The 19,114-nt window shown below is 64.1% G+C and carries 21 protein-coding genes; 7 read left to right on the forward strand and 14 right to left on the reverse strand.

What is annotated here, in order from left to right; translation table 11 throughout:
• The first annotated feature begins 35 nt into the window (after positions 1–35).
• Positions 36–314 carry a hypothetical protein gene (locus ACMGDM_RS16550; protein WP_436805232.1) on the forward strand — a complete coding sequence of 93 codons (279 nt, stop codon included), beginning with the start codon at positions 36–38 and terminating at the stop codon, positions 312–314.
• A 20-nt stretch (positions 315–334) separates the two neighbouring features.
• Here ACMGDM_RS16550 and ACMGDM_RS16555 read toward each other — a convergent pair whose 3' ends face one another.
• Entirely contained in the window at positions 335–691 is a 357-nt protein-coding gene (locus tag ACMGDM_RS16555) for a DUF3768 domain-containing protein (RefSeq protein ID WP_436805233.1), read from the reverse strand.
• 28 nt (positions 692–719) lie between these two features.
• Here ACMGDM_RS16555 and ACMGDM_RS16560 point away from each other — a divergent pair, with 28 nt between their 5' ends.
• Positions 720–929 carry a hypothetical protein gene (locus ACMGDM_RS16560; protein ID WP_436805234.1) on the forward strand — a complete coding sequence of 70 codons (210 nt, stop codon included), beginning with the start codon at positions 720–722 and terminating at the stop codon, positions 927–929.
• Positions 930–1,133: 204 nt separating this feature from the next.
• The gene (locus ACMGDM_RS16565; RefSeq protein ID WP_436805235.1) at positions 1,134–1,331 is read left to right on the forward strand and encodes a hypothetical protein; all 198 of its coding nucleotides are present in this window, start codon (positions 1,134–1,136) and stop codon (positions 1,329–1,331) included.
• Positions 1,332–1,369: 38 nt separating this feature from the next.
• On the opposite strand, the gene ACMGDM_RS16570 is transcribed toward ACMGDM_RS16565, so the two are convergent.
• The 3 genes from ACMGDM_RS16570 to ACMGDM_RS16580 form a co-directional block, all read right to left on the reverse strand.
• Positions 1,370–1,837, reverse strand: coding sequence for a hypothetical protein (locus ACMGDM_RS16570; protein WP_436805236.1), 468 nt, complete (start codon positions 1,835–1,837; stop codon positions 1,370–1,372).
• A 113-nt stretch (positions 1,838–1,950) separates the two neighbouring features.
• Entirely contained in the window at positions 1,951–3,018 is a 1,068-nt protein-coding gene (locus ACMGDM_RS16575) for a hypothetical protein (RefSeq protein ID WP_436805237.1), read from the reverse strand.
• Positions 3,019–3,322: 304 nt separating this feature from the next.
• Positions 3,323–3,667, reverse strand: coding sequence for a hypothetical protein (locus ACMGDM_RS16580; RefSeq protein WP_436805238.1), 345 nt, complete (start codon positions 3,665–3,667; stop codon positions 3,323–3,325).
• 474 nt (positions 3,668–4,141) lie between these two features.
• On the opposite strand from ACMGDM_RS16580, the gene ACMGDM_RS16585 reads away from it, so the two are divergent.
• A complete protein-coding gene (locus ACMGDM_RS16585; RefSeq protein WP_436805239.1) occupies positions 4,142–5,002 on the forward strand; it encodes a GNAT family N-acetyltransferase in 861 nt (286 codons plus the stop codon).
• A 257-nt stretch (positions 5,003–5,259) separates the two neighbouring features.
• Here the strand turns inward: ACMGDM_RS16585 and ACMGDM_RS16590 are convergent, their stop codons facing one another.
• Positions 5,260–6,207 (reverse strand): alpha/beta fold hydrolase, encoded by a 948-nt coding sequence (locus tag ACMGDM_RS16590; RefSeq protein WP_436805240.1) that lies wholly within the window; start codon positions 6,205–6,207, stop codon positions 5,260–5,262.
• Positions 6,208–6,287: 80 nt separating this feature from the next.
• Between ACMGDM_RS16590 and ACMGDM_RS16595 the strand changes: the two genes are divergently transcribed.
• Positions 6,288–6,887 (forward strand): TetR/AcrR family transcriptional regulator, encoded by a 600-nt coding sequence (locus tag ACMGDM_RS16595; protein ID WP_436805241.1) that lies wholly within the window; start codon positions 6,288–6,290, stop codon positions 6,885–6,887.
• 115 nt (positions 6,888–7,002) lie between these two features.
• On the opposite strand, the gene ACMGDM_RS16600 is transcribed toward ACMGDM_RS16595, so the two are convergent.
• Positions 7,003–8,094 carry a YeiH family protein gene (locus ACMGDM_RS16600; protein ID WP_436805242.1) on the reverse strand — a complete coding sequence of 364 codons (1,092 nt, stop codon included), beginning with the start codon at positions 8,092–8,094 and terminating at the stop codon, positions 7,003–7,005.
• 108 nt (positions 8,095–8,202) lie between these two features.
• Between ACMGDM_RS16600 and ACMGDM_RS16605 the strand changes: the two genes are divergently transcribed.
• The gene (locus ACMGDM_RS16605; protein ID WP_436805243.1) at positions 8,203–9,081 is read left to right on the forward strand and encodes a LysR family transcriptional regulator; all 879 of its coding nucleotides are present in this window, start codon (positions 8,203–8,205) and stop codon (positions 9,079–9,081) included.
• A 212-nt stretch (positions 9,082–9,293) separates the two neighbouring features.
• Here ACMGDM_RS16605 and ACMGDM_RS16610 read toward each other — a convergent pair whose 3' ends face one another.
• From ACMGDM_RS16610 to ACMGDM_RS16630, 5 genes are all read right to left on the reverse strand, one after another.
• Positions 9,294–9,788 (reverse strand): cupin domain-containing protein, encoded by a 495-nt coding sequence (locus ACMGDM_RS16610; RefSeq protein WP_436805244.1) that lies wholly within the window; start codon positions 9,786–9,788, stop codon positions 9,294–9,296.
• Positions 9,789–10,084: 296 nt separating this feature from the next.
• A complete protein-coding gene (locus ACMGDM_RS16615) occupies positions 10,085–10,462 on the reverse strand; it encodes a nuclear transport factor 2 family protein (protein WP_436805245.1) in 378 nt (125 codons plus the stop codon).
• Positions 10,463–10,511: 49 nt separating this feature from the next.
• Complete coding sequence (locus ACMGDM_RS16620) at positions 10,512–11,219, reverse strand: pirin family protein (RefSeq protein ID WP_436805246.1); 708 nt, start codon at positions 11,217–11,219, stop codon at positions 10,512–10,514.
• A 130-nt stretch (positions 11,220–11,349) separates the two neighbouring features.
• The gene (locus tag ACMGDM_RS16625; RefSeq protein ID WP_436805247.1) at positions 11,350–12,030 is read right to left on the reverse strand and encodes an FMN-dependent NADH-azoreductase; all 681 of its coding nucleotides are present in this window, start codon (positions 12,028–12,030) and stop codon (positions 11,350–11,352) included.
• Between the two features lie 43 nt (positions 12,031–12,073).
• Positions 12,074–12,523, reverse strand: coding sequence for a DoxX family protein (locus ACMGDM_RS16630; RefSeq protein ID WP_436805248.1), 450 nt, complete (start codon positions 12,521–12,523; stop codon positions 12,074–12,076).
• 91 nt (positions 12,524–12,614) lie between these two features.
• Between ACMGDM_RS16630 and ACMGDM_RS16635 the strand changes: the two genes are divergently transcribed.
• Positions 12,615–13,565: a LysR family transcriptional regulator gene (locus ACMGDM_RS16635; RefSeq protein ID WP_436805249.1), complete on the forward strand. Its 951-nt coding sequence runs from the start codon at positions 12,615–12,617 to the stop codon at positions 13,563–13,565.
• 108 nt (positions 13,566–13,673) lie between these two features.
• On the opposite strand, the gene ACMGDM_RS16640 is transcribed toward ACMGDM_RS16635, so the two are convergent.
• Genes ACMGDM_RS16640 through ACMGDM_RS16650 form a run of 3 tightly spaced genes read right to left on the reverse strand, consistent with a single transcriptional unit; the run spans position 13,674 to position 18,894 of the window.
• Positions 13,674–14,849: an alkaline phosphatase gene (locus ACMGDM_RS16640; RefSeq protein ID WP_436805250.1), complete on the reverse strand. Its 1,176-nt coding sequence runs from the start codon at positions 14,847–14,849 to the stop codon at positions 13,674–13,676.
• 32 nt (positions 14,850–14,881) lie between these two features.
• Positions 14,882–15,922: a phytase gene (locus tag ACMGDM_RS16645; protein WP_436805251.1), complete on the reverse strand. Its 1,041-nt coding sequence runs from the start codon at positions 15,920–15,922 to the stop codon at positions 14,882–14,884.
• A complete protein-coding gene (locus ACMGDM_RS16650; protein WP_436805252.1) occupies positions 15,922–18,894 on the reverse strand; it encodes a TonB-dependent receptor in 2,973 nt (990 codons plus the stop codon). The genes ACMGDM_RS16645 and ACMGDM_RS16650 overlap by 1 nt, the downstream gene beginning before the upstream one ends.
• Positions 18,895–19,114 lie beyond the last annotated feature (220 nt).

The following is a 19,114-nucleotide window of genomic DNA, read 5'->3' on the forward strand; positions in this document are numbered from 1 at the left end:
GCGAACGTTTTCTGCGCAAACCAGGGGACTACGACATGACGACCTATCCGCTGAGCGAACCAGCGACGACCTATGCGATCGACGACGATGGCAAGCCGACATCCACCGTCCTCTTGAACGGGACGTTGAGCGAGTGCGCGGCACTCGTTGAGGCGATGCCACACGACGAACGGTTTTCGACTGCCATCAAGATGGACGCGTTGGATATGAGCTTCGGCCCTGCCGAAGTGGACGATCTGCTTCGCTATCTACGCGACGAGAACGAAGGATTGTCCAATAAGGACATCGCTGACATTGCGGAAAAGGTAGAGTGATCGGCGGCTTACCGGGTTGGCTATAAATCTTCGCGCATCATGATCGTGAGCACGCGCCGTGTGATGCTCGGGTTGGCCGGATCTTCTGAGCCATACTCAAGCGCGAGATCGTAATAGTCGATTGCGAAGTAGACGGTGTGGCCGCGCAACTCGAAGCTGCCGCGTTCCCGTTCGCGATCCTGCTCCGGAAATGCATGCGCGCGTAACGCTGCCTTGATTTCGATCTGGGCGACGATCGCGGGCACCCCGACCTCGGCGAAGGTCGCGAGACACGAGCGCGTGACCACGATGCGCGCGCGGCGGTCGAGCCCGTACCGGCAGCGATCATTGAGCGCGCCGATGATCTCGGTGCGTGTGGGTTGAACGGCGGTGTCCATCTCAGGTCCCTTCGGGTAAATGGGTGGAATGCAGATCTTCGCGATCATCATCGCGCTGCTCGGCGCGGCCACATTCGAGGGCATGGCCCTGCTCTACCGACGTCAGGTGATCCCAGCCGGTCCGCTCATCGCTTTGGCGACCAGCATATTCCTCACGATGGCTGGCCTGACGATCGTGGGCCTCGCGCCGGAGCAGCTCGTCATCGTCAACCAGGCGCCTTCGTCGAGCGTTCAATGACGTTTACGCGGCGAGGGGTTCGCCCATCCTTAGGGTCATCAGTCTCGTGCTAATTGCCCGACGATGCAGAGCTGGCTCGAGCGGTTTAACGCCGGGCCATCCACGGCTAACTTTCGCCCGCGATATTTATTCAAGGCGCAGCTTAGACCGAGGGTCTTTAGGCGATAGTAGTCGTTCTACTTCAAACATCGAAGGAAGACTCTTATGACCAGGCAGGCTGAGCACGACGACGCTGAAAACGGCGGGACCAACAACCCGGGCACGAACGGTGAAGACCGCGACATTCTCGGCAAGGATCAGCAGGATCTCACCGCGGAAGATCTCGAGGGTGACGGTCGCACCGAGGGTGACTCCTCTGACCTGCCTGACGCCGAGACGAAGCACCTGGGCGACTTCGCGTAGCTCCGAACTAAACGGACTCGGGCGGATGTGGGCACCAACTACCTACATCCGCCAAGCCAGATCCCTCGACCATTGAAGGTGACGACCACGCCGGCGAGGCACGCGGCCTCGGCCAGCGAAGCCCGGACCACGGCTTCGGCGACCGCCGGCGTGCGAAACGTGATGGCGGTGCCGCGGAGGATCGGATCCGGTGAGATCGCGATCGGCCGCCTGCCCGTCCATGCCGCGGCGGTGATGTGTGCGCTCCAACCCTGATGTGCGGCACGTGACCAGGAGCGGACGATCACGTCGCGCCCGGCGAGACTGAAGATGCCAAAGCGCGGCAGCGGGTGAGCGAAGATCGCACCGGGCTCGTCGAGTCCATGGCCATCGTCGCTGAGCTGTAGCAGCTGCTCGCCGGCTGCGCCGATCACCGCGACGTCGACGCGGGCAGCGCCTGTGGCACGGGCGGCCTGTAGAAGCTCGAGCAGGACGTCTGTCATGCTGTCGGCGAACAGCTCCTGCACCGTAGCGACCGCGCTTGGCGCGGCGGTGGGTGCGATCGAGGCGGGGAGCATGGCGGTCTCCTTCTCGCGGGTCCAATCCCGCGACCACCTGCTCCCCTCTCCTCTTTCGTCACTTAGGGCTGAGCGGCCTCGGTCAGCTTGACCCTGGCGGCTTTCAGCCGACGCACGCTCTCGGCCAGAAAGAGCCCTTCCGACTCAAGCTCCGAGACGGTTTTCAGCCGTTTGGCTCGCTCGGCCAGCCGACGATCGATCGCGTCCGCAGTTACCGTGATCTCGTCGACGGTGAAGTGGATGGCGGAAGGCGGAGGCGGCAACCGCAGCGGCTGGCGCACCTCGGGTCGGCTCTCGGTAGATGCATGGACACTCCAGAGGTGCGCTTCCGCATCGAAGAGCTCGTCGAAGGCCTGGCTGGAGTTGCCGACGTTGACGATCCAATGTTTGCCACTCTGCTCCATGAAGCCGGTCGCGTAGATCCGTCCCGGGCTGTCGCTATCGTCGACCCTGCCCAGCTCCTCACCGGCTGCAGCGAGTCCGTCGACGTCGCGGGCTGTGAGGCGCCAGGCGTCGAACCGCTCACCCTCATGGGACGCCGTGAGATAGTGCGCTGTCGAGATCTTCCACGCAGCGCTCACGCGCGCGAGATCGTTCTCGAAGGTCGTCGGCTCGGGGGTTGGCAGCAGAGGATGGCCGCGCTCGGCCTCCCAGGCGGCGAGCATCACCATGTTGGCATCGACGAAATCGTGCGAGGCACAAGTGCCCTCCGGTGCCACCTGGTTGCGCAGTCGCATGTCCTGCCACTGCGCAGGCGTGAGCTCGAGGGCGAGTCCGCGCGCGAAGGCGCACGCGAGCGCCTCGACCGCGGCCAGCATCAGCACCTCGTCCCAATCTGCGCCGGCGTAGATCGTGGTCAGCTCACCCACCGCATCGCGCCGGCTGAAGCTGAAGCGAGGCGCTTCCGGAAACTCGCGTTTCGACGGATCGGCATAGTCGACCCAGACCTGCGCGGCTTCGCCCATCGGTCCGACACAGGGGCCGAAGCTGGGCGCGGTGTCGTGGTGCCAGCTCATCTCCGACCAGCGCTCCGGGATCGGCATCATGGTTGCGACCGGATAGTCGGGGAATTGCCAGGACCAGTTCCGGTCCACGGCCTCGGTGGTGAAACGGTCGGCCAGCGAGACCATGCTGCCACCCGCCATCTCGCGATATGCCGCGATCGAGTCCGCGTCGCCGTCGGCGCCGGCGATGAGCGTCCGCAGGACATAGGGCCATGTCGCCATGCTGACGGACACGTTGAGGAAGCCGTTCCAATGAGTGTCGTCGGTGTAGCCCGGGAAGGTCGGACCCTCTCCGAACGTCCAGAGGATCGGGCGCATGAGGTGATTGGCTGACGCGGGCACAAGATCAGGCATGAGGTAGCTCCCCACCGGCTCATTCCGGCGTGCCCGCTCCCTCCCCTCTCCTCTTCCATGGCTCGGATCAGTGCGGCTACGCCGCGCGGGTGGCGACGCTGCCCTCGTAGTTGATCGGGGGAGCGAAGCCGCCGTCGAGCCAGCGCGCCAAGCCGTTCTCGACGGCTTCAGCGTACGTCTGGACAGCCTCGTCCGCTTCGTCGTCGATCCGGAGCGACAGCGTGCGGTAAACGCCGAAGTCGTGACGATTGGCGAGCGGCTTGAGGCGGCAACCGGCGGGCGGCTGGCCGTACCGAGCGATGATCGCTAGCTTATAGGCGAACACTTCATAGGCGTTCACGGCGTCAAAGTCGGGCGTGCGGCCCAACTGCGCGCAGTCCTCTTCGGCGGGTGCACCGCCGAGGTCGATGATGTCGGACATGGGAGGGTCTCCTTTGATCCGCATGGATCGGCACCTCTCCCCCCCTCCTCTCTCGCTTGGCAGAGCAGCTGGGGCGCGGCAGGAGGCGCGCATGCCACAGCACCTCAGCCAGGATTGCCGCCTATGCTGCGCAAGGGAAACGAGCGGTTGCTTGGTGGCGCCGTTAAACGACGGCAAACAGGTGTTTTCCGACAGGTTGAAGCGTCCCATTTCTCCGTAGATCCGACACCATTTCGGGAAAAGGCAATCGGGGACAGGATTTGGGAGAGCCTGGCCTTGTGACCCTCATCCAACATCACAGCGCACCGTCGTTCTCGATCGACCTTCGTTTCTGGGAAGGCAGATCGGTCAGCTTGCATAACGCTCGATCCACCGCAGCGGCGAGCGCAATCAGAATTCTGGCATTTCCTGCAATCTGTCGGGCACCTACAAAGAGAGAGAGAAACAGGAATGTAGTTCGTATTCGGAGATCAGATGCAGAACCAACACGTCGCGCTCGTCACAGGCGCCAATCAGCGTGAAGTTGGCGCAATCGAACGTAGTGCAGAACTGATCGAGCGCGATGCCTGGCTCGACCTGTTCGCTGCGGCGCCCGACCATGTGCGAGAGGGTCTCGGTCTGGCTAGCACGACGGTGGCAGGTATGGGGCTTTTGGGTTGTCGGGCTATCCCTATCACCGAGCTGAATCGTGCCATGGCGATCGGGATCGAAGGCGAGCTGTCGCGCGACGATCTGGACGACGTGGTGGCCTGGCTAGATGCAAACGCGACCGGCTGGGCCTTGCAGCTCGCGCCCTTTATAACGGCTGACGTGGTGCAAGCCTTCATTGCCCAAGAGTCGTTGACCACGGCGGGAACTGGCTGGGCCAAGTTCGCCAGAACGGATGGAGCATCCGAACCCCTGCGCGGGTCGGTCGAGGTCGCACGGGTGAATGCTGTATCGGCCGCTTTGTTCGGCAGCGCGGTGGCTGGAGGTTTTGGTCTGCCGGCCTCGTGTGCCGACTGGTTCGCCGCACTCGTCGACCGGCCGTCGTGGCATTGCTTCCTCGCGGTCGTGGACGGAACCGTCGCTGGTGGCGGCACCATGTACGTCCGCGATGATGCCGCCTGGCTTGGCATCGCTGGCACACTCCCAGTCTTCCGCAACCAAGGCGTACAACGCAGCCTTCTGCACCGTCGAATTATGGCCGCCGCCGAGATGGGTGCTCGCGTGGCAACCAGCGAGACAGGACAGCCTGGCGACAGCCAAGAAGCGGACTTTCCATCGTTCCGGAACATGTCGCGCGCCGGCTTCGAACGGCTCTATGTCCGTCCCAACCTCAAACGAGAGAGCTAACCTGACGCCATTATACGGTTCCCCAAACACCATCGCTTGCGGGACTATAGGTATGTTGCAAAGGGTGTGTTGCAAAAAGCGACGACATTCGCGACGTCCGAAAGTCAGCACATCCGCGACAGATGCAGTCGATGGCAGAGAGCGGCCAGGCGTCCCCAAGGGTCACGGGTGAGCTGGGCAAGGAGGTCGACCTGTCGCGTCTGCGTGACGCCCGTTCACCATCATAGATCGAAGGACGTCACGCACGTGCATGCAGATCAGTCGGCCAGAGCGCGATAAGGCTCGAGGAAGGGCGTCAACAGCACCAGCAGCGCGTCCGGCGTTTCCTCTGGCACGAAATGCCCGCAACCGAGAATGACAGCACAGCGAACATCGTCGGCGACCCGGCGAAGCTGCTCTTCCACCGCGCCAGCGCACGCCAGTGCGCCGGCGAAGCCGAGCACCGGCATCGTCAGACGGGTTTTCATCCGCTCGCGATTGGCTGGGATGTCGTCGTCGATCGCGCGGTAGTAATCGAAGCTTGCCCGTAACGTCCGCCGATCGCGCTTGATGAGATTGATGTAGAAGGTGCGGATATCGGCCGGGATTGGATTGGGCACGGGGATCTTGGTGAACTGATAATCGAAGAATATCTCTTCGCGACCGGCCACCAGCTCTTCTGTGACTCCCCGCACGCGGCAGAAGTTGTTGTGCCACAGGAAGTCGTTGAGCGGCCGCTCGTCAGGGATCAGCGGCGGGGAGACGGCGACGCCGGGAATGATCGCCTCGCCCAGTGCGATCCGCGCGATCCGTTCTGGGCGGTCCGCTGCCATCGCGTAACCGACCCACATGCCGCAGTCGTGACCGACCATCGCGAAATGCTCATGACCGAGCGCCGTCATCAGCCCGAAGAGGTCGCGGCCCAGCGTCCCCTTGTCATAGCCGTCCTCGGGCTTGTCCGAGATGCCGAGCCCGCGCGGGTCGGGCACGACCAGCGTGAAGCGCTCGGCCAGCGGCAGCATCACGTCACGCCAAATGTACCAGTTCTGCGGCCAACCGCCGAGCAGCAGCAGCGGCGGTCCTTCCCCGCCAATCACCGCGTGAAGCTCGATCTCTCCTGTCGGCACCCGGTAGCTCTCGAAAACGTCGGTGAAGCCCGGCGGCAGGCTCGGAACGCCGTGGACGGAGCCGAACGCGGTGATGGTTGGGAATGGCGGGCGGGTCATGCGATACGATCCTTACCTTTAGCGATCGATACAGGTTAGAGCATTGCCTTTCCGCGTCAAGCTGTGTTTTAGTGACCGCTATGGATAAGCCACGCCAACGCCGCTCCGCAGGCCCGCGCAGCTTCGACCGCAGTCAGGCAGTCGAGACCGCGATGCGCCTGTTCCGAGGCCGCGGGTATGAGGGCGTGTCGATCGCCGACCTGACGAGCGCGATCGGGATCGCGCCGCCGAGCCTGTACGCAGCGTTCGGGAGCAAGGCGGGCCTCTACCGCGAAGCGCTCGACCTCTACGCAGGGCTACCTGGTGCTCTGGACGGCATGGAAGGCGCCGAGACGTTGGAACAGGCGCTGACAGGGCTACTCGATGCGGCGATCTTGGCAGTGACGGCGGAGGAGCGCGGTTGCATGATCTCGACCGGCCTGGTGGAAGGCGCGGTCGAACAGCAGGACCTCGCGCGCGAACTGGGCGAACGTCGGCGCGCGTTGCGCGACCGGATCGCGGACGGTTTGTGCCAGTGGCTCGACCGGTCCGAGGCGGAGCGGATGGCGGCGTATCTCTCCGCCATTCAGCAAGGCATGTCAGTGCAGGCGCGCGACGGCGCGACAGCGGAAGAACTGTCGCGCATCGCCGACGAGGCCATCGCCGGCATCGTTGCCAGACGGATCACGCACGCTTCGTGACCCTGTCGACGTGCTAGCCGGATAGTCCGCTGGTGCATCATATTGTCGCAAAAGCTGCGACATACGCGACGTCCCAAACTCAGCATCTTCGCGACAGCCGCCCCAAACTGATCGACTATGCGATGTGCAGCACCGTCAGCAGGGACAGGCTGATCGCGCCCAGACCGAGCAGGGACAGAACCACTGTGGCTGTCACCCTGCCGCCCGCCTTGGCGACCGTGCGGACGTCCACGCCGAGCCCAAGCGCGGCCATGGATACGACGGTGAGCAGCGTAGCGATCCGACTGATCGGCGCGATGGCAGTGACCGGCACCAATCCTAGTGAGCGGCAGGCCACCAGCGCCAGAAAGCCGATGATGAACCACGGCACGAGGTGAGCGAGATCGAGCCGTTTGGAAGCTGGCTCGTCGGCGACGACCTCGCCATCGGACACGACCTGCGGCGCAAGGCGCGGCGCCACCAGCGACAGGATCAGGCACACCGGCCCGAGCATGAGCACGCGCACCAGCTTGACCAGCGTACCCATCTGCACGGCGGTGGCTCCCAGCGGCGAGGCGGCCGCGATCACCTGCGGAACCGCATATACTGTGAGCCCGGCCAGCGCGCCGAACGCAAGCCCGCTCAAACCGAGCGCGATCCCCAGTATCGGCAGGCCGAGCACGACCACCACACCCAAGACGGCCGTGAAGGCGATGGAGGCGGCCACGTCGTCGCTGTCCGCCCCAATCACGGGCGCGACTGCGGCGATAGCCGAGTTGCCGCAGATCGAGTTACCGCACGCGACCAGCAGCGCCATGCGGGTCGGCAGCCCGAGCAGCCGACCGATGCCGAAGCTGAGCAGGATCGCGCTCGCCACCACGCCGGCGATCCCGGCGAGCAGAGGCAGCCCGGCCGCCAGGATGGTCGCGGCGCTCACCGACACGCCGAGCAGCACGACGGCCCCCTCCAGCAGGTACTTGGCACTCCACGCGATGCCATCGTGCCAGCGGTCACCCGGCGTCCACAGGCTGCGCACCGCCGTGCCGATCAGAATGGCGAGCACCAGCGCCTCCAGCCATGCCTTGCCGGCCAGCGCTCGTTCGCCCGCCTCCAGGGCATAGGCTGCCCCGGTGACGGCGAGGCAGAGCCCGATCCCTGGCAGAACAGCAGAACTCTTGCTGCCTCGGCTAGTCGACAATGTAAGCTGGTGATGGGCGAGAATGACCACAGCGGTTTCCTTCCGCCGCTTGACCTATGCTCGCCTGATTGATCGTTCCAACGCAGCATCCTTGTTGTTCCGATCGCCAATCGTGATCGATCGCGCTATTGATGCCGCATGACGCTAGAGCAGCTTCGCATCTTCGTCGGCGTGGCCGAGCGCGAACATATGACGGCTGCAGCTCGTGCGCTCAACGTAACGCAGTCGGCCGCCTCGGCAGCGATAGCCGCACTGGAGGAACGACATGCGATCAAGCTGTTCCACCGGGTAGGACGTGGCATCACGCTGACCGAGGCGGGGCGGCTATTCCTGACCGAAGCTCGCGGCGTGCTCGCGCGTGCCGGCGCGGCGGAGAACGTGCTGGAGGAGATGGGTGGGCTGAAGCGTGGCACACTGCGCGTCGTCGCCAGCCAAACCATCGCCGCCTACTGGCTGCCGCCGATCCTGGCTGCCTTCCACGAGCGCCACCCGGCGATCGGCATCGAGTTGGCGATCGGCAACACCGAACAGGCCGCGGCCCGCGTCCACGATGGCGAGGCCGACTTGGGCATCGTCGAGGGCGAGATCGATGACCCGGTACTGGCGCACTGGCCGATCGGCGAGGATCGGCTGCTGCTCGTTGCGGCCAAACCGTTCGGCGATTCGCGCATCGATGCAGCTTGGTTGCAGGGCGCACGCTGGGTGCAGCGCGAACCCGGATCGGGCACGCGCTCGACCCTTGACAGCTACCTGCTCGCCTTGAGCGTCGATACCGCCACGCTCGACGTGGCATTGGTGATGCCGTCCAACGAGAGCGTTCGTACCGCGGTGGAAGCAGGTGCCGGTGTCGCTGTCCTGTCGTCGCTGGTGGTCGCACCGGCGATCAAGACGGGCACGTTGCACGCCGCCCCCATCGCATTTGCCCCCCGCCCTTTCTTCGGGTTGCGCCACAAGGAACGGTATCGCACGAAAGCGTCAGATGCCTTGCTGAACATGATCGGTAAGGAGCGGCCGTAGATTGCGGCTACCTTCACGCCGAATGTCTGACGTCGCAGAATGCTGGATATGCGCCACATCGGAAAATCAGAAATTTAGCGACACGCCTACTTTTCTCATTCTCGGTCGCTGCCTGTTTGGGAGAAGCCAATCGGAACAGGTTTTGGAAAACGGCCCTATTGGAGTGAGGGGTCCTCGAACAGACTTCGCGTGAGAACCCGTCGCTGCGAGCGTCAGCCCGCGTCGGGTCGGGCGAACACTGAATCGTACTCATCCCCGATGGCGGCCACGCGCTGCATCGCCATTTCCGGCGTCATGGTCGCAAAAGGGAGGTCGCGGTCGGCGCTCGCGACTGCATCGAAGAAGCGCTGATGCTCGGGTACACTGATGCTTAGAAGGCGAGCCTCTTCGTCGCTCTCGTTCCCGAAGCCGTGGAAGGCGCCTGGCTGCACCACCACGACATCGCCGGTGCTTGAGCGCACGCGGGATCCCTTGTTTGTGGCATCAAGGAAAGTGACGGTGCCTGCCAGAATGTAGAAGGTCTCGGTGTATCCATGAACATGGAGCGGCACGGCATCTCCTGGCTGCAGTACCTGTTCAAAGAAGCAGAAGCGGCCCTGCGTCACGTCGCTTTTGACCTTCCAAGTCAACTTGGCCCCAGCGATGTCGAAATGCTCGCCATCTCCTCGAGGAATTCGAACAAGGGGTGTGGTTTCCAAAGAGTTCATGATTTTGGTGTGTCCTTGTAAATGGATGATCGCTTGGTGCGACCGGCGATCGGCGTACTCTCGTGCCTCTGCCGCAGGTTCTAACCAGCCCAGTTCGCCTCAAGCGCGAGTGAGCGGAGATCAGGTCATTGGGCACGCGCGCGCCTCTTAGTGGCAGGGCCCCGCCTACGGACCACCACGACGACCCGAGGTCACCTCGACGAAGACGACCTTGTGTTTGTCCTGGTGGTGATCGTGAGTAGCGCCTCGTCCACCACGGCTACCTCGTCGCCCCTCCGGGCGACCTGGTCGTGGTCTCAGAGAGGCAGGTCATCAAAAAAGAGATAGACTGCCGCAATGCGGCCATCCCGGATGACGATGAAGTCAGTGCCGGCGTAAGCCGGAGCCTCGTTCGGCCGTCCGGACACCCAGCGGGTACGGCCGGCGATGCCGTGGAGATCCTCGGTTGCGTGTGTCTCGGTGTACTCGAAGTCGGGATGGGTTGATCGTATCTTCCCCGCAACCCGGTCGATTTCGTCCCAGCCTCGATAAACGCCCTGAAGCTCGTAAAACACGGCGTCCTCGTGAAAAATGTCCTCGATCGCTACCCGGCGCCGGGCAGCATCATTTTCGCCGAAGACGTCGTGAAGGTTGCGGGTCAGTAAGGTAGCGACGCTGTGCGACATGGTCGTCATCCATAGATTTGGTTCATGATTACGGCTCAGATCGGCTTAAGGCGCTGCTTTAGGTTGTCGGAGCTGCCGTCACGATCAGCACCAGTTCCGCGTCTTCGACCGCCTCGATCGTGACCGAGATTTCGTCGGTGATCACCAGCCCCTCACGCGCCGCGACATGATTGCCGCTGACACGTACGGCACCGGTGGCTGGCACGAGATAGCCGCTATGGCCGGCGGGGAAGTCAAACGTAATCGCCTCGCTAGCCTTGAGCAACGCGCCGTGGATCTCCGCGTCGGCGCGCAACGGCAGCGTATCTGGTGCATCGTAGCCGCTCGCCAGCGGCACAAAGCTGCCCGCACGGTCTGCTTTGGGAAAGGCGCGAGTATCCCATCGCGGCTGGCCGCCCTTCACACGCGGGCGAAGCCAGATCTGGAACATGCGTGCGGGAACGTCCTGCTCGTTATACTCGGCGTGACGGATGCCGGTACCGGCACTCATCACTTGCACGTCGCCGGCCCGGGTGTGGCCCTTGTTACCAAGGCTGTCCTCGTGCGTGACCACGCCGTCACGGACGTAGCTGATGATCTCGATATCGGCATGGCCATGCAGCGGAAATCCGGTTCCCGCGGCGATCTCGTCGTCGTTCAGGACAAACAGGTTGCCAACTGCGCGGTGCGCGGGGTTGCCATGCCCGCCGATCGCGAAATGATGCTTTGCCTTGAGCCAGCCGAGGTCATCCCCGCCGATCTCGTCTAAGGGTCCGTGCTGCAGCATCGTCGCTCACTCCAGTTGCGGCGACCTGAGAGGTGCGCCGGAGATTGATTGGTCTTTATGGTCCGTCGGCGTCGACCGACGGAGCGGAGCGTCGGGCGGATGTGTCCGACGTGGCGAGGGTCGGAGCCCTTCAGTCAACCAGCGCGGTGATCTGCGCGGCCGCTTTGGCCAGGGCGGCCGACCTGACCTCGTCTCCCATGTTCAGGCCCTCGGCACGCACGACGGAGATGTCACTCACACCCATGAAGCCGAGCACCGCTTGAAGGTAGGATTCCTGATGGTCCATGGAGGCTGCCGCACTTTCGCCGCTGTAAACGCCGCCGCGAGCCGAGGCGATGAAGGCCCTTTTCCCCTTCGGCAGCAGGCCCACGGGGCCGGCAGCTGTGTACTGAAAGGTCCGGCCCGCGACGGAGACCCGGTCGATCCACGCCTTGAGCTGCGCTGGCACGGAAAAATTGTACATCGGCGCACCGATGACGATGATGTCCGCTGCGTACAGGTCGTCGATATAAGCGGCACCTGACGCGAGATCGGTTTGCAGTTCGGACGTGGCGAAAGCACCGCCACGCAGCACCGCGATGTGCTTGCTCGTCAGCGGAACCGGTGCGTCAACTGCCAGATCGCGGTAGATGACCGTGGCATCGGAGTGCAGAGACTGCTGACGCGCGACGATCTGCGCGGAAAGGAGACGGGTCGCGGAATGGCCGGCCAAGAGGCTGGAGTCGAGATGCAGGATGATTCTTGGACAGATCTCCGGTGGATGTTGCTCCTGCGCGGGCTCGATGGCGGAGGGAACGAAGTCGGATGGCAAGGGCAGCCCGCGCCGTAGCGGGGCACGCTGGCTGCCCGGCAGGTCAGGCGCGGCCAGCCCGGTTGTCGAGGCTGAGGCTGCCTGCGCCGAAAGCCACCACCTGCAACATGCCACCTGCCATCGCCAGGTTCTTCAGAAAATGGATCATCTGGTTCTGGTCTGTGAACGCCGTGTGGAAGGCGAATGCGGTAACGACCGAGAACAGCGCCAGCACCAGGGCAACGACGCGGGTGCGCCAGCCAGCGATCAACAGGAGCGAGCCGCCGACTTCCACTGCCGCTGATGCGGCAAGCGCCACTATCGGCAGCGGGAGTCCGGCAGATTCGATATAGCCGAGGGTAGCTGCAGGTGCTGCGAGCTTGCCTAGACCACTGGCAAGGAAGATCGTGCCCATCAACACCCGCCCGAATGCCGGCACAAAGCGCGGTGTCGTCGACGTCGCGGTTTCGACGTCGGCACGGGCGGTGGAAGCGAGAAAGGCGGTTGCGGTCATTGGGGGTCTCCTGGATCCGGGTTGGTGACCTACAGGTAGACATCGAGCGAGCTATGCGTGAGAGCAACGTTTGCAAGTCATCGTTGCGGAAATGAAAATGTCCAAGCTACCGGATTTCGAGGGCCTGGCCCTGTTCGCAAAGGTCGCCGAGGAACGCTCCTATGCCGGGGCCGCTCGCGCCACCGGCATCTCGGTAGCAACTGTCTCGCGAGCCGTTAGCCGTCTGGAAGGGCGGCTCGGCGGACGATTGTTCAACCGGACCTCGCGGCAGCTCGCCCTGACCGAGTTTGGCCAGCGCGTGGTAGAGAGCGCCACGCGAGCATATCGGGAAGCTGAGGCAGCGGAGGACGCGGCACGCGAACTTTCCAGAACTCCACGCGGCACAGTGCGTCTGGCGGTCCCGATGTCGTTTGGGCTGCGATGGGTCGCACCCCTGCTGCCGGAACTGTTCCGGCTCTATCCGGAGATCACAGTCGACCTTCACCTGTCCGACGCGACGGTGGATCTGGTCGGCGAAGGCTTTGATGCCGCCCTTCGGATCGGAACACTGCCCGACTCTTCACTGGTCGCCCGCCGGCTGTTACCGGTCGCGCTGCTCGTGGTGGCCGCGCCGTCCTACCTCGCGCGGCATGGTTCCCTGATGCATCCGCACGACCTTAAGCCGGAGCACTGCCTCGGCTACGCGTATCGGGCGCGGCAAGGCGTCTGGCGGTTCACCGGGCCTGACGGGGAGGAAGCCCAGGTGGTACCCGCCGGACCCTTGCGCGTCACAAATGCCGACGCGCTTTTGCCGACGCTGCTGGACGGAGGCGGCGTGGCGGAACTGCCCGACTTCATCGTTGCGGATTACCTGGCCGACGGCCGCCTCGAGGTGATGCTGCCCGACTGGACCCTTACCAGCGGCGTTGTCTCCTTCGTCACGCCGAGCGCTCAGGCGCGCCCTGCAAAGGTCGAGGCCGTCGCCGAGTTCTTCGCCGCCCGACTTGGCGAGGGTGTTTCTGCTCGACGGCCGAACTTGCATTTGCCAGCGCGGCGATACTGACTGTTTACGTCTAGTCACTCACTCGACTGTCGCAAAACGCACCACATTCGAGACGTCCGAAACTCAGTAGTTCTGCGACAAAGCCGTGCTCACCCTAATACGGGTACGTCAATCGCGAGCCCACCCGACTGCCTTCATCAACATGTCGAAAATGCGCGTGTTCGCGAAAAATCCGTGGACCTGCTCGGCGCCAGGACCCGAAGCGCTCGCGATTACCTCCTCGCCTGTGTGGCCGTCCTCGATGCTGATGATCGGGTTGTTGCTAATGGTTGCACCCGGCTTGGCACCGGCAGCGGCAAATTGTTCGGCGAGTGGCTGGCCGCGGTCGCCGCCGCCCATTCGCAGGCCGAAACTATGGTCGGCGGTGAACAGGATCAACGTGTCCTTTCCAGCAATGTCGGTGACGCGGCGGATCATGTCGTCCATCTCGACGACGTGGCGGAGCCCCGCCTGCGGATCGTCGGTGTGCATGTCCCACTCGACCATCAACACATAGCCCTTGGGATTGCGCGCGAGTTGGCGGATGGTCGCGTCGACCGCGGGCAGTGGTGCAAAGTCCGTGTCGCGTAGCACGGCGGCGCGTGGCGCCTGACGAACGAGCGCGGGATCGTCGCCATAGCTATAGCCTGCGGCGGCGAACGCCTGTTCCGCATTGGTCTGGCGCTTGGCGAAGGACGCGACGGCGTCCTTGCGGCCCTTGCCGATCAGGATATCGACGCCGTTGCCAAAGCGGGGGGCGAGCATCTGTGCAAAGATCGCGTCCTTGTCCTTGCGGGAGGGCACGTGCGCGTAGCAGGCGGCGGGTGTCGCGTCCCAGATCGGCTTGTTGGTGACGACTCCCGTCGCAAGCCCGCGCTGTTCGGCATATTCCATGAAGGTCTTCACCGGCCTCGGCGCAGCGCCGGCGCTCCCGGGGACCATCGAGACAACGCCATTGTTGGTCTTGTACCCCGTCATGATCGCCGTCATGCCGGCAGCGGAATCGCTAACCCACCGATTGAGCGACGAGGTGTCGGACAGGCCGACATGGGGCATCGAATGGATGAACAGCGACTGCGGCCGGTTGTGAGCCATGATGCCGCCCGCGCTGAGCGTCGGCAGCCCGCCCGCGTCACCCAGGAAGACGATGACATTGCGCGGTCGCGGCGCGGCGGCGTTACGCGCGGGCTTCGCAGAAGCGGTGGGTGCTGCGAAGAGAGCGGCAACGACGCACCCGGCGATGGAAAGACGGCGCCCGGACAGGCTGCTTCTTATCTTCGTCATGGAACGATCCTTGTTCATCATCGAACGGCAAGCGCATGTCGCCGGAACAGAAGCTAGCGTAGTCGCAGCGCCTTACGCACGGCGGCCCAGCTGACATATTTGAAGTTCTGGGTGGCGGGCGCATTGTTCCCGTCCTGAGCGACCATCAGACCGCGCGGGTAAGCCGGCCCGAAGCTGCCAGGCACTAGGTCGATGCCGTCGGTCTCGCTGGTGGCATCGACGGTTCCACCGCCGATGCGGAAGCGGCCGGCATAGGTCACGCCCGGCAGCTGGTAGAGCGCATAGGCGTTGTCGCCTTGGCTGGAGACGACGAGGTAGCCGCCGGTGCGGCCCTCCGGCGCAAGCGCCAGACCTTCGGCATCGGCAACCAGCGTAGCGCCATCGACGCGCGCGACTGGGGTGGCCGTGGTGGACGCCGCGGGATCGGCGGCGAAGCGCCACAACCCGACATCCTCCTCCGCGACATAGAGCAAGCCGGTTCGGTCATCGACGACGCAGCCCTCGGACTGGCTGGCGAGCTTCATCGAGCGAACGGTGCGCACCTGTGGCGCTGCGTCTGTCCGATCGATCGCGATCTGGTCGATGCGACCGTCCTTCAGCACGACGAAGCCGAACAAGCCGCTGTCACGCGGCCGGGTCCACAGGCACATGCCGTAAGCCTCGCCCGGACCTACGGGGAAACGACCCAACGGGCGCAGCTTCGCGGTCACCGGATCGAGATTGAACAGTGAGACATGCGCCTGCGCCACATCGGCGCGGTCGCTGGCGACCACGGTGATGCGCCCACCGGTATCGCGCAGGTCGACATTGTTGAGCCGCGGCGCGGGCGTGTAACTGAGCCGCTTGCCTGCGAGGTCATAGACGTGGACCCCTGCCTGTTTGTCGGTGGCGACGATCAGGCTCTTGGCTGGCGAACGCCGGTTGCGCCAGATCGCCGGATCGTCGGCCGCATCGTCGGCGCTGGCGACCGGATCGGTCTCCGCGATCGCGGGAACGTCGGGCGCCGCCGTGATGCGATCGGCAGCGGGCGATCCCACCACCGTCGTCGCACCACAGCCGGACAACAATAATGCTGCGGCAAGAACCGGGCGCATCAGAAGCTGACTCGAACGCCGCCCGTGTAGCGCCGGCCGAACGTCTCATGTTCGATCGTGTACTGGCTGCCGCCCGCATAACGGCGGCCGGGGCCGTTGAGCAGGTTGGCGAAATCGCCGTAGATCTCGACATTGGGGGTGATCGCGAAGCGAACGCTGGCGTCGAGTTCGTCATCCCGCGCCCAATAGGCGTCGCCGCCGTCGATGCCGCGATTGACGCCGTTGACGAGCCCGAACGCACCGATCGAGTCGATCCAGGGCGAGCGGTTCTGATAGGAGACGCGCGCCGAGAATCCGTATTTCTCGTAATAACCGATCAAATTGTACACTCCGTCCGACGCGCCGGGCAGACGAATCTTGCGACCGTCCGGGGTCTCCGAGCTGCTCTTGTTGAGCGTCGCATTAAGCTGCACGCCGAACCCGCCCATCCAGTCAGGCAAGCCGAGATCGGTCACGAACGGCTCCAGCTGCTGCTGGATCGCCGCCTCCAGTCCGTAGATGTAGCCGTCGCCGCCGTTGGCAATCGTAGTATATTGATATTGTGAGCGATCCACCCCGTTGCTGTTGAGGATGGTGCTGTTGAAGGTGCTGGACGTGTCAAACAGGACGTCGCGCACGTCCTTGTAGAACACGCCCACCGACAGGAAGCCGCGCGGCATCGTGTAATATTCGACGTACAGATCGACGCCGCGCGCCTTTTCGGGCTTGGCTTCGGGGTTGCCGCCCGAGATCGTCAGATTGGCGTCGCTGAACGACAGATTGGGGCGAAGCTGATCGTAATCGGGGCGTGCCGCGCCGGTATTGAACGACAGGCGCGTCTTCATCCGGTCGTTAACGTCCCAGTTAAAGTGGAAGCTCGGATAGACGAGCGTCTGGTTCGACCCGATGTCGAGGAGCCCGACCGAGGAAAACGCGCTGCTGTCGTTGCGGATGTGCTCGACCCGCGCGCCCCCGATGATGCTGCCCCAGTTCATCGTCGCGGTCGCCATCGCGTAACCCGAATAGACCTTCTCGGTCACATCGTAGAAGTTTGCCTGGACGAAGGCCTGCGGCGCGACAGTTTGCGCCCGATCGGCGAGCTCCAGCACCTTGTCGCGACCGAAATATTGGAAGGCGTAGCCGAGCGGGATCTTGCCCTGGAACCCGCCCGGGATCGCGATGGCGCCGAAGTCGGTGGGAATGCCCGCCGCGGTGAACGCAGCCGGCGTGCTGATGTCGAGGAGATACTCGTTGGAGGTCTTGGTGCGATCGTCGTAGCGCAGGCCCGCCGCGATCGTTACCGGCACGCTGCCGAACTGCATCTCGCGCGAGACGTCGAGCTTGGCCGTGTACGCCTTCGTCACGTCTTTGGCGTCCAGCACGCGCAGCCGACTGAGGGCACGTGGGAAATCCTCGATCGCGGTCACCCGGGTCCCGCGGCTCAGCGTGCCGTTCGCCGCGCGAAGCGTGCGATACAGCGCAACCTTGGCAAGCTGCGGATCGGTGAAGTCGTAGTCGACGGTCAGGCGGTTGGCGGCGTTCGCGCCGTTGGTGCCGAAGCTGGGGCTGTCATAGTTGAGCTGCGCCGGGGCGCTGCGGTCGTCGATCGACTTGGTGTAGTTGCCGCGCCAGGCGACCTTCCAGCCGCCGAAGGCGTGATCGCCGCCGATCGTGTTGGTGAACACCGACTGCTTGTACGCGCGTACGAGAAAATTGGAGTTCAGGTCGACGCCGTACACGGTGCCGCGCAGCGGCGTGTTGCCGGTGCACACATCGGCATAGCCGGTGGTGTTGGCCGCAGGGGTCGGGTTGACCGCACAGGCTGCGGCCCCCGTCGGCGTCCGCGATTGCTGATCGTCGAGATCGAAGATGTAGTTGCTGCGCTGCTCGTCGTCCTGAAACGCCGAGTAGATCGTCTCGAAGAACAGCTTGGAGTCACCGTCGTTAGGCCGCCAATCGAGCCTGGTCGACAGCGCATAGTTCTTGCGCGTCAGGCGATAGAGCTTGTTCTCGGTCTCGCGACCCCAGATCCGGTTCTCGAAGCCGGGACGGCGATCCTCACCCACCGCCTCGAAGTCGGTCTCGAAATTGTCGGTGACCATGCCGCGACGATAGTAGCTGCCCGAGGACACGACGCCGAATTCGCCGATGCCCGTGTCGATACGGTCCGAAACGACCAGCGAGCCTTCATATTCGGTTTTGCCGCCCAGTTCGACATGGCCCGCGCCGGCCTTCGCCTGCACCTTGAAGCCGGGATAGTCGAACGCCGACCGCGTGATGATGTCGACATTGCCCGCGATCGTTTCGCCGGTCATGTCGGGGGTCACCGCCTTGCGGACGATGATCTGCGACGCGATCGCCGACGGGATGGAATCGAACCGCGCGTCACGGCCTTCCGGGCTGACGACGTTGATGCCGTCGAACGACAGGGTCGTCCAGTTGATCGGGGCGCCGCGCAGGTTGATGTAGCGCGCCTGTCCCTGGTCGCGCTGCACCGCGACGCCGGGTAGCCGGCTGACCGCCTGGGCGATGTTCTGGTCGGGCAAGCGTCCGACCGAATCCGACGCGACCACCGACACCAGCGACGGGCTGGTACGCTGAATCTGAAGCGCGGCCGCCTCCGACTCCGCGATCGGGCGCGCGCCGTTAACGACGATGTCGCTCGCATCCGCAGTGCTGCCGGCATCGGGCACCGCAGCAAAGCGCACGTCGAGCGTTACCGGTTCTCCGACGACGGTGATCGTCCGGCGCTGGTCTGGGAAGCCAACATAGCGGACCACGACCTCATGCGTCCCGGCGGGCAGGTCGGAGATCGTGAACCGGCCCGACCGATCGGCCGCCGTGGCACGATCCAGCGCCGGGATGGCGACCGACGCGCCGTCCAGATACTCACCATTAGCCTGCGTGACGGTGCCGGTAACACTACCTGCTGCAGCAGACGGTGCGGTGCTGAGCGCGACGGGGGTCTGCGCAGCGGCTGAGCCGGTCATCATTGCCGCGTATCCGCAACCTGCAAGCATTGCGCGCGTGAACGACCGGCCGCGGGTGCGGCACGAGAGAGTCTTAAACACGATGGTGGTCCCCTTGGAAGCGACAGCCGCTCCCGGCATGTTCGCTGCAGCGGCGGTTACGGGCGCGAGGTGTCGTGGGGATGACGGTTTGGTGAAGGACGTGTTACAGGTGTTTGATGACCTCTACCCAGTGCACGAGCCC

Source organism: Sphingomonas larreae (assembly GCF_051400595.1).
In the GTDB taxonomy this organism is placed as follows: Bacteria; Pseudomonadota; Alphaproteobacteria; order Sphingomonadales; family Sphingomonadaceae; genus Sphingomonas.

What these genes read in the sequence shown, in the direction of transcription:
- ACMGDM_RS16585 (WP_436805239.1), top strand. Translation starts at nt 4,142, where the DNA reads ATGCAGAACCAACACGTCGCGCTCGTCACAGGCGCCAATCAGCGTGAA.
- ACMGDM_RS16645 (WP_436805251.1), bottom strand. Translation starts at nt 15,922, where the DNA reads ATGCGCCCGGTTCTTGCCGCAGCATTATTGTTGTCCGGCTGTGGTGCG.
- ACMGDM_RS16580 (WP_436805238.1), bottom strand. Translation starts at nt 3,667, where the DNA reads ATGTCCGACATCATCGACCTCGGCGGTGCACCCGCCGAAGAGGACTGC.
- ACMGDM_RS16605 (WP_436805243.1), top strand. Translation starts at nt 8,203, where the DNA reads ATGACGCTAGAGCAGCTTCGCATCTTCGTCGGCGTGGCCGAGCGCGAA.
- ACMGDM_RS16620 (WP_436805246.1), bottom strand. Translation starts at nt 11,219, where the DNA reads ATGCTGCAGCACGGACCCTTAGACGAGATCGGCGGGGATGACCTCGGC.
- ACMGDM_RS16560 (WP_436805234.1), top strand. Translation starts at nt 720, where the DNA reads ATGCAGATCTTCGCGATCATCATCGCGCTGCTCGGCGCGGCCACATTC.
- ACMGDM_RS16615 (WP_436805245.1), bottom strand. Translation starts at nt 10,462, where the DNA reads ATGACGACCATGTCGCACAGCGTCGCTACCTTACTGACCCGCAACCTT.
- ACMGDM_RS16650 (WP_436805252.1), bottom strand. Translation starts at nt 18,894, where the DNA reads ATGATGACCGGCTCAGCCGCTGCGCAGACCCCCGTCGCGCTCAGCACC.
- ACMGDM_RS16555 (WP_436805233.1), bottom strand. Translation starts at nt 691, where the DNA reads ATGGACACCGCCGTTCAACCCACACGCACCGAGATCATCGGCGCGCTC.
- ACMGDM_RS16595 (WP_436805241.1), top strand. Translation starts at nt 6,288, where the DNA reads ATGGATAAGCCACGCCAACGCCGCTCCGCAGGCCCGCGCAGCTTCGAC.
- ACMGDM_RS16590 (WP_436805240.1), bottom strand. Translation starts at nt 6,207, where the DNA reads ATGACCCGCCCGCCATTCCCAACCATCACCGCGTTCGGCTCCGTCCAC.
- ACMGDM_RS16575 (WP_436805237.1), bottom strand. Translation starts at nt 3,018, where the DNA reads ATGGTCTCGCTGGCCGACCGTTTCACCACCGAGGCCGTGGACCGGAAC.
- ACMGDM_RS16610 (WP_436805244.1), bottom strand. Translation starts at nt 9,788, where the DNA reads ATGAACTCTTTGGAAACCACACCCCTTGTTCGAATTCCTCGAGGAGAT.
- ACMGDM_RS16550 (WP_436805232.1), top strand. Translation starts at nt 36, where the DNA reads ATGACGACCTATCCGCTGAGCGAACCAGCGACGACCTATGCGATCGAC.
- ACMGDM_RS16565 (WP_436805235.1), top strand. Translation starts at nt 1,134, where the DNA reads ATGACCAGGCAGGCTGAGCACGACGACGCTGAAAACGGCGGGACCAAC.
- ACMGDM_RS16640 (WP_436805250.1), bottom strand. Translation starts at nt 14,849, where the DNA reads ATGATGAACAAGGATCGTTCCATGACGAAGATAAGAAGCAGCCTGTCC.
- ACMGDM_RS16635 (WP_436805249.1), top strand. Translation starts at nt 12,615, where the DNA reads ATGAAAATGTCCAAGCTACCGGATTTCGAGGGCCTGGCCCTGTTCGCA.
- ACMGDM_RS16630 (WP_436805248.1), bottom strand. Translation starts at nt 12,523, where the DNA reads ATGACCGCAACCGCCTTTCTCGCTTCCACCGCCCGTGCCGACGTCGAA.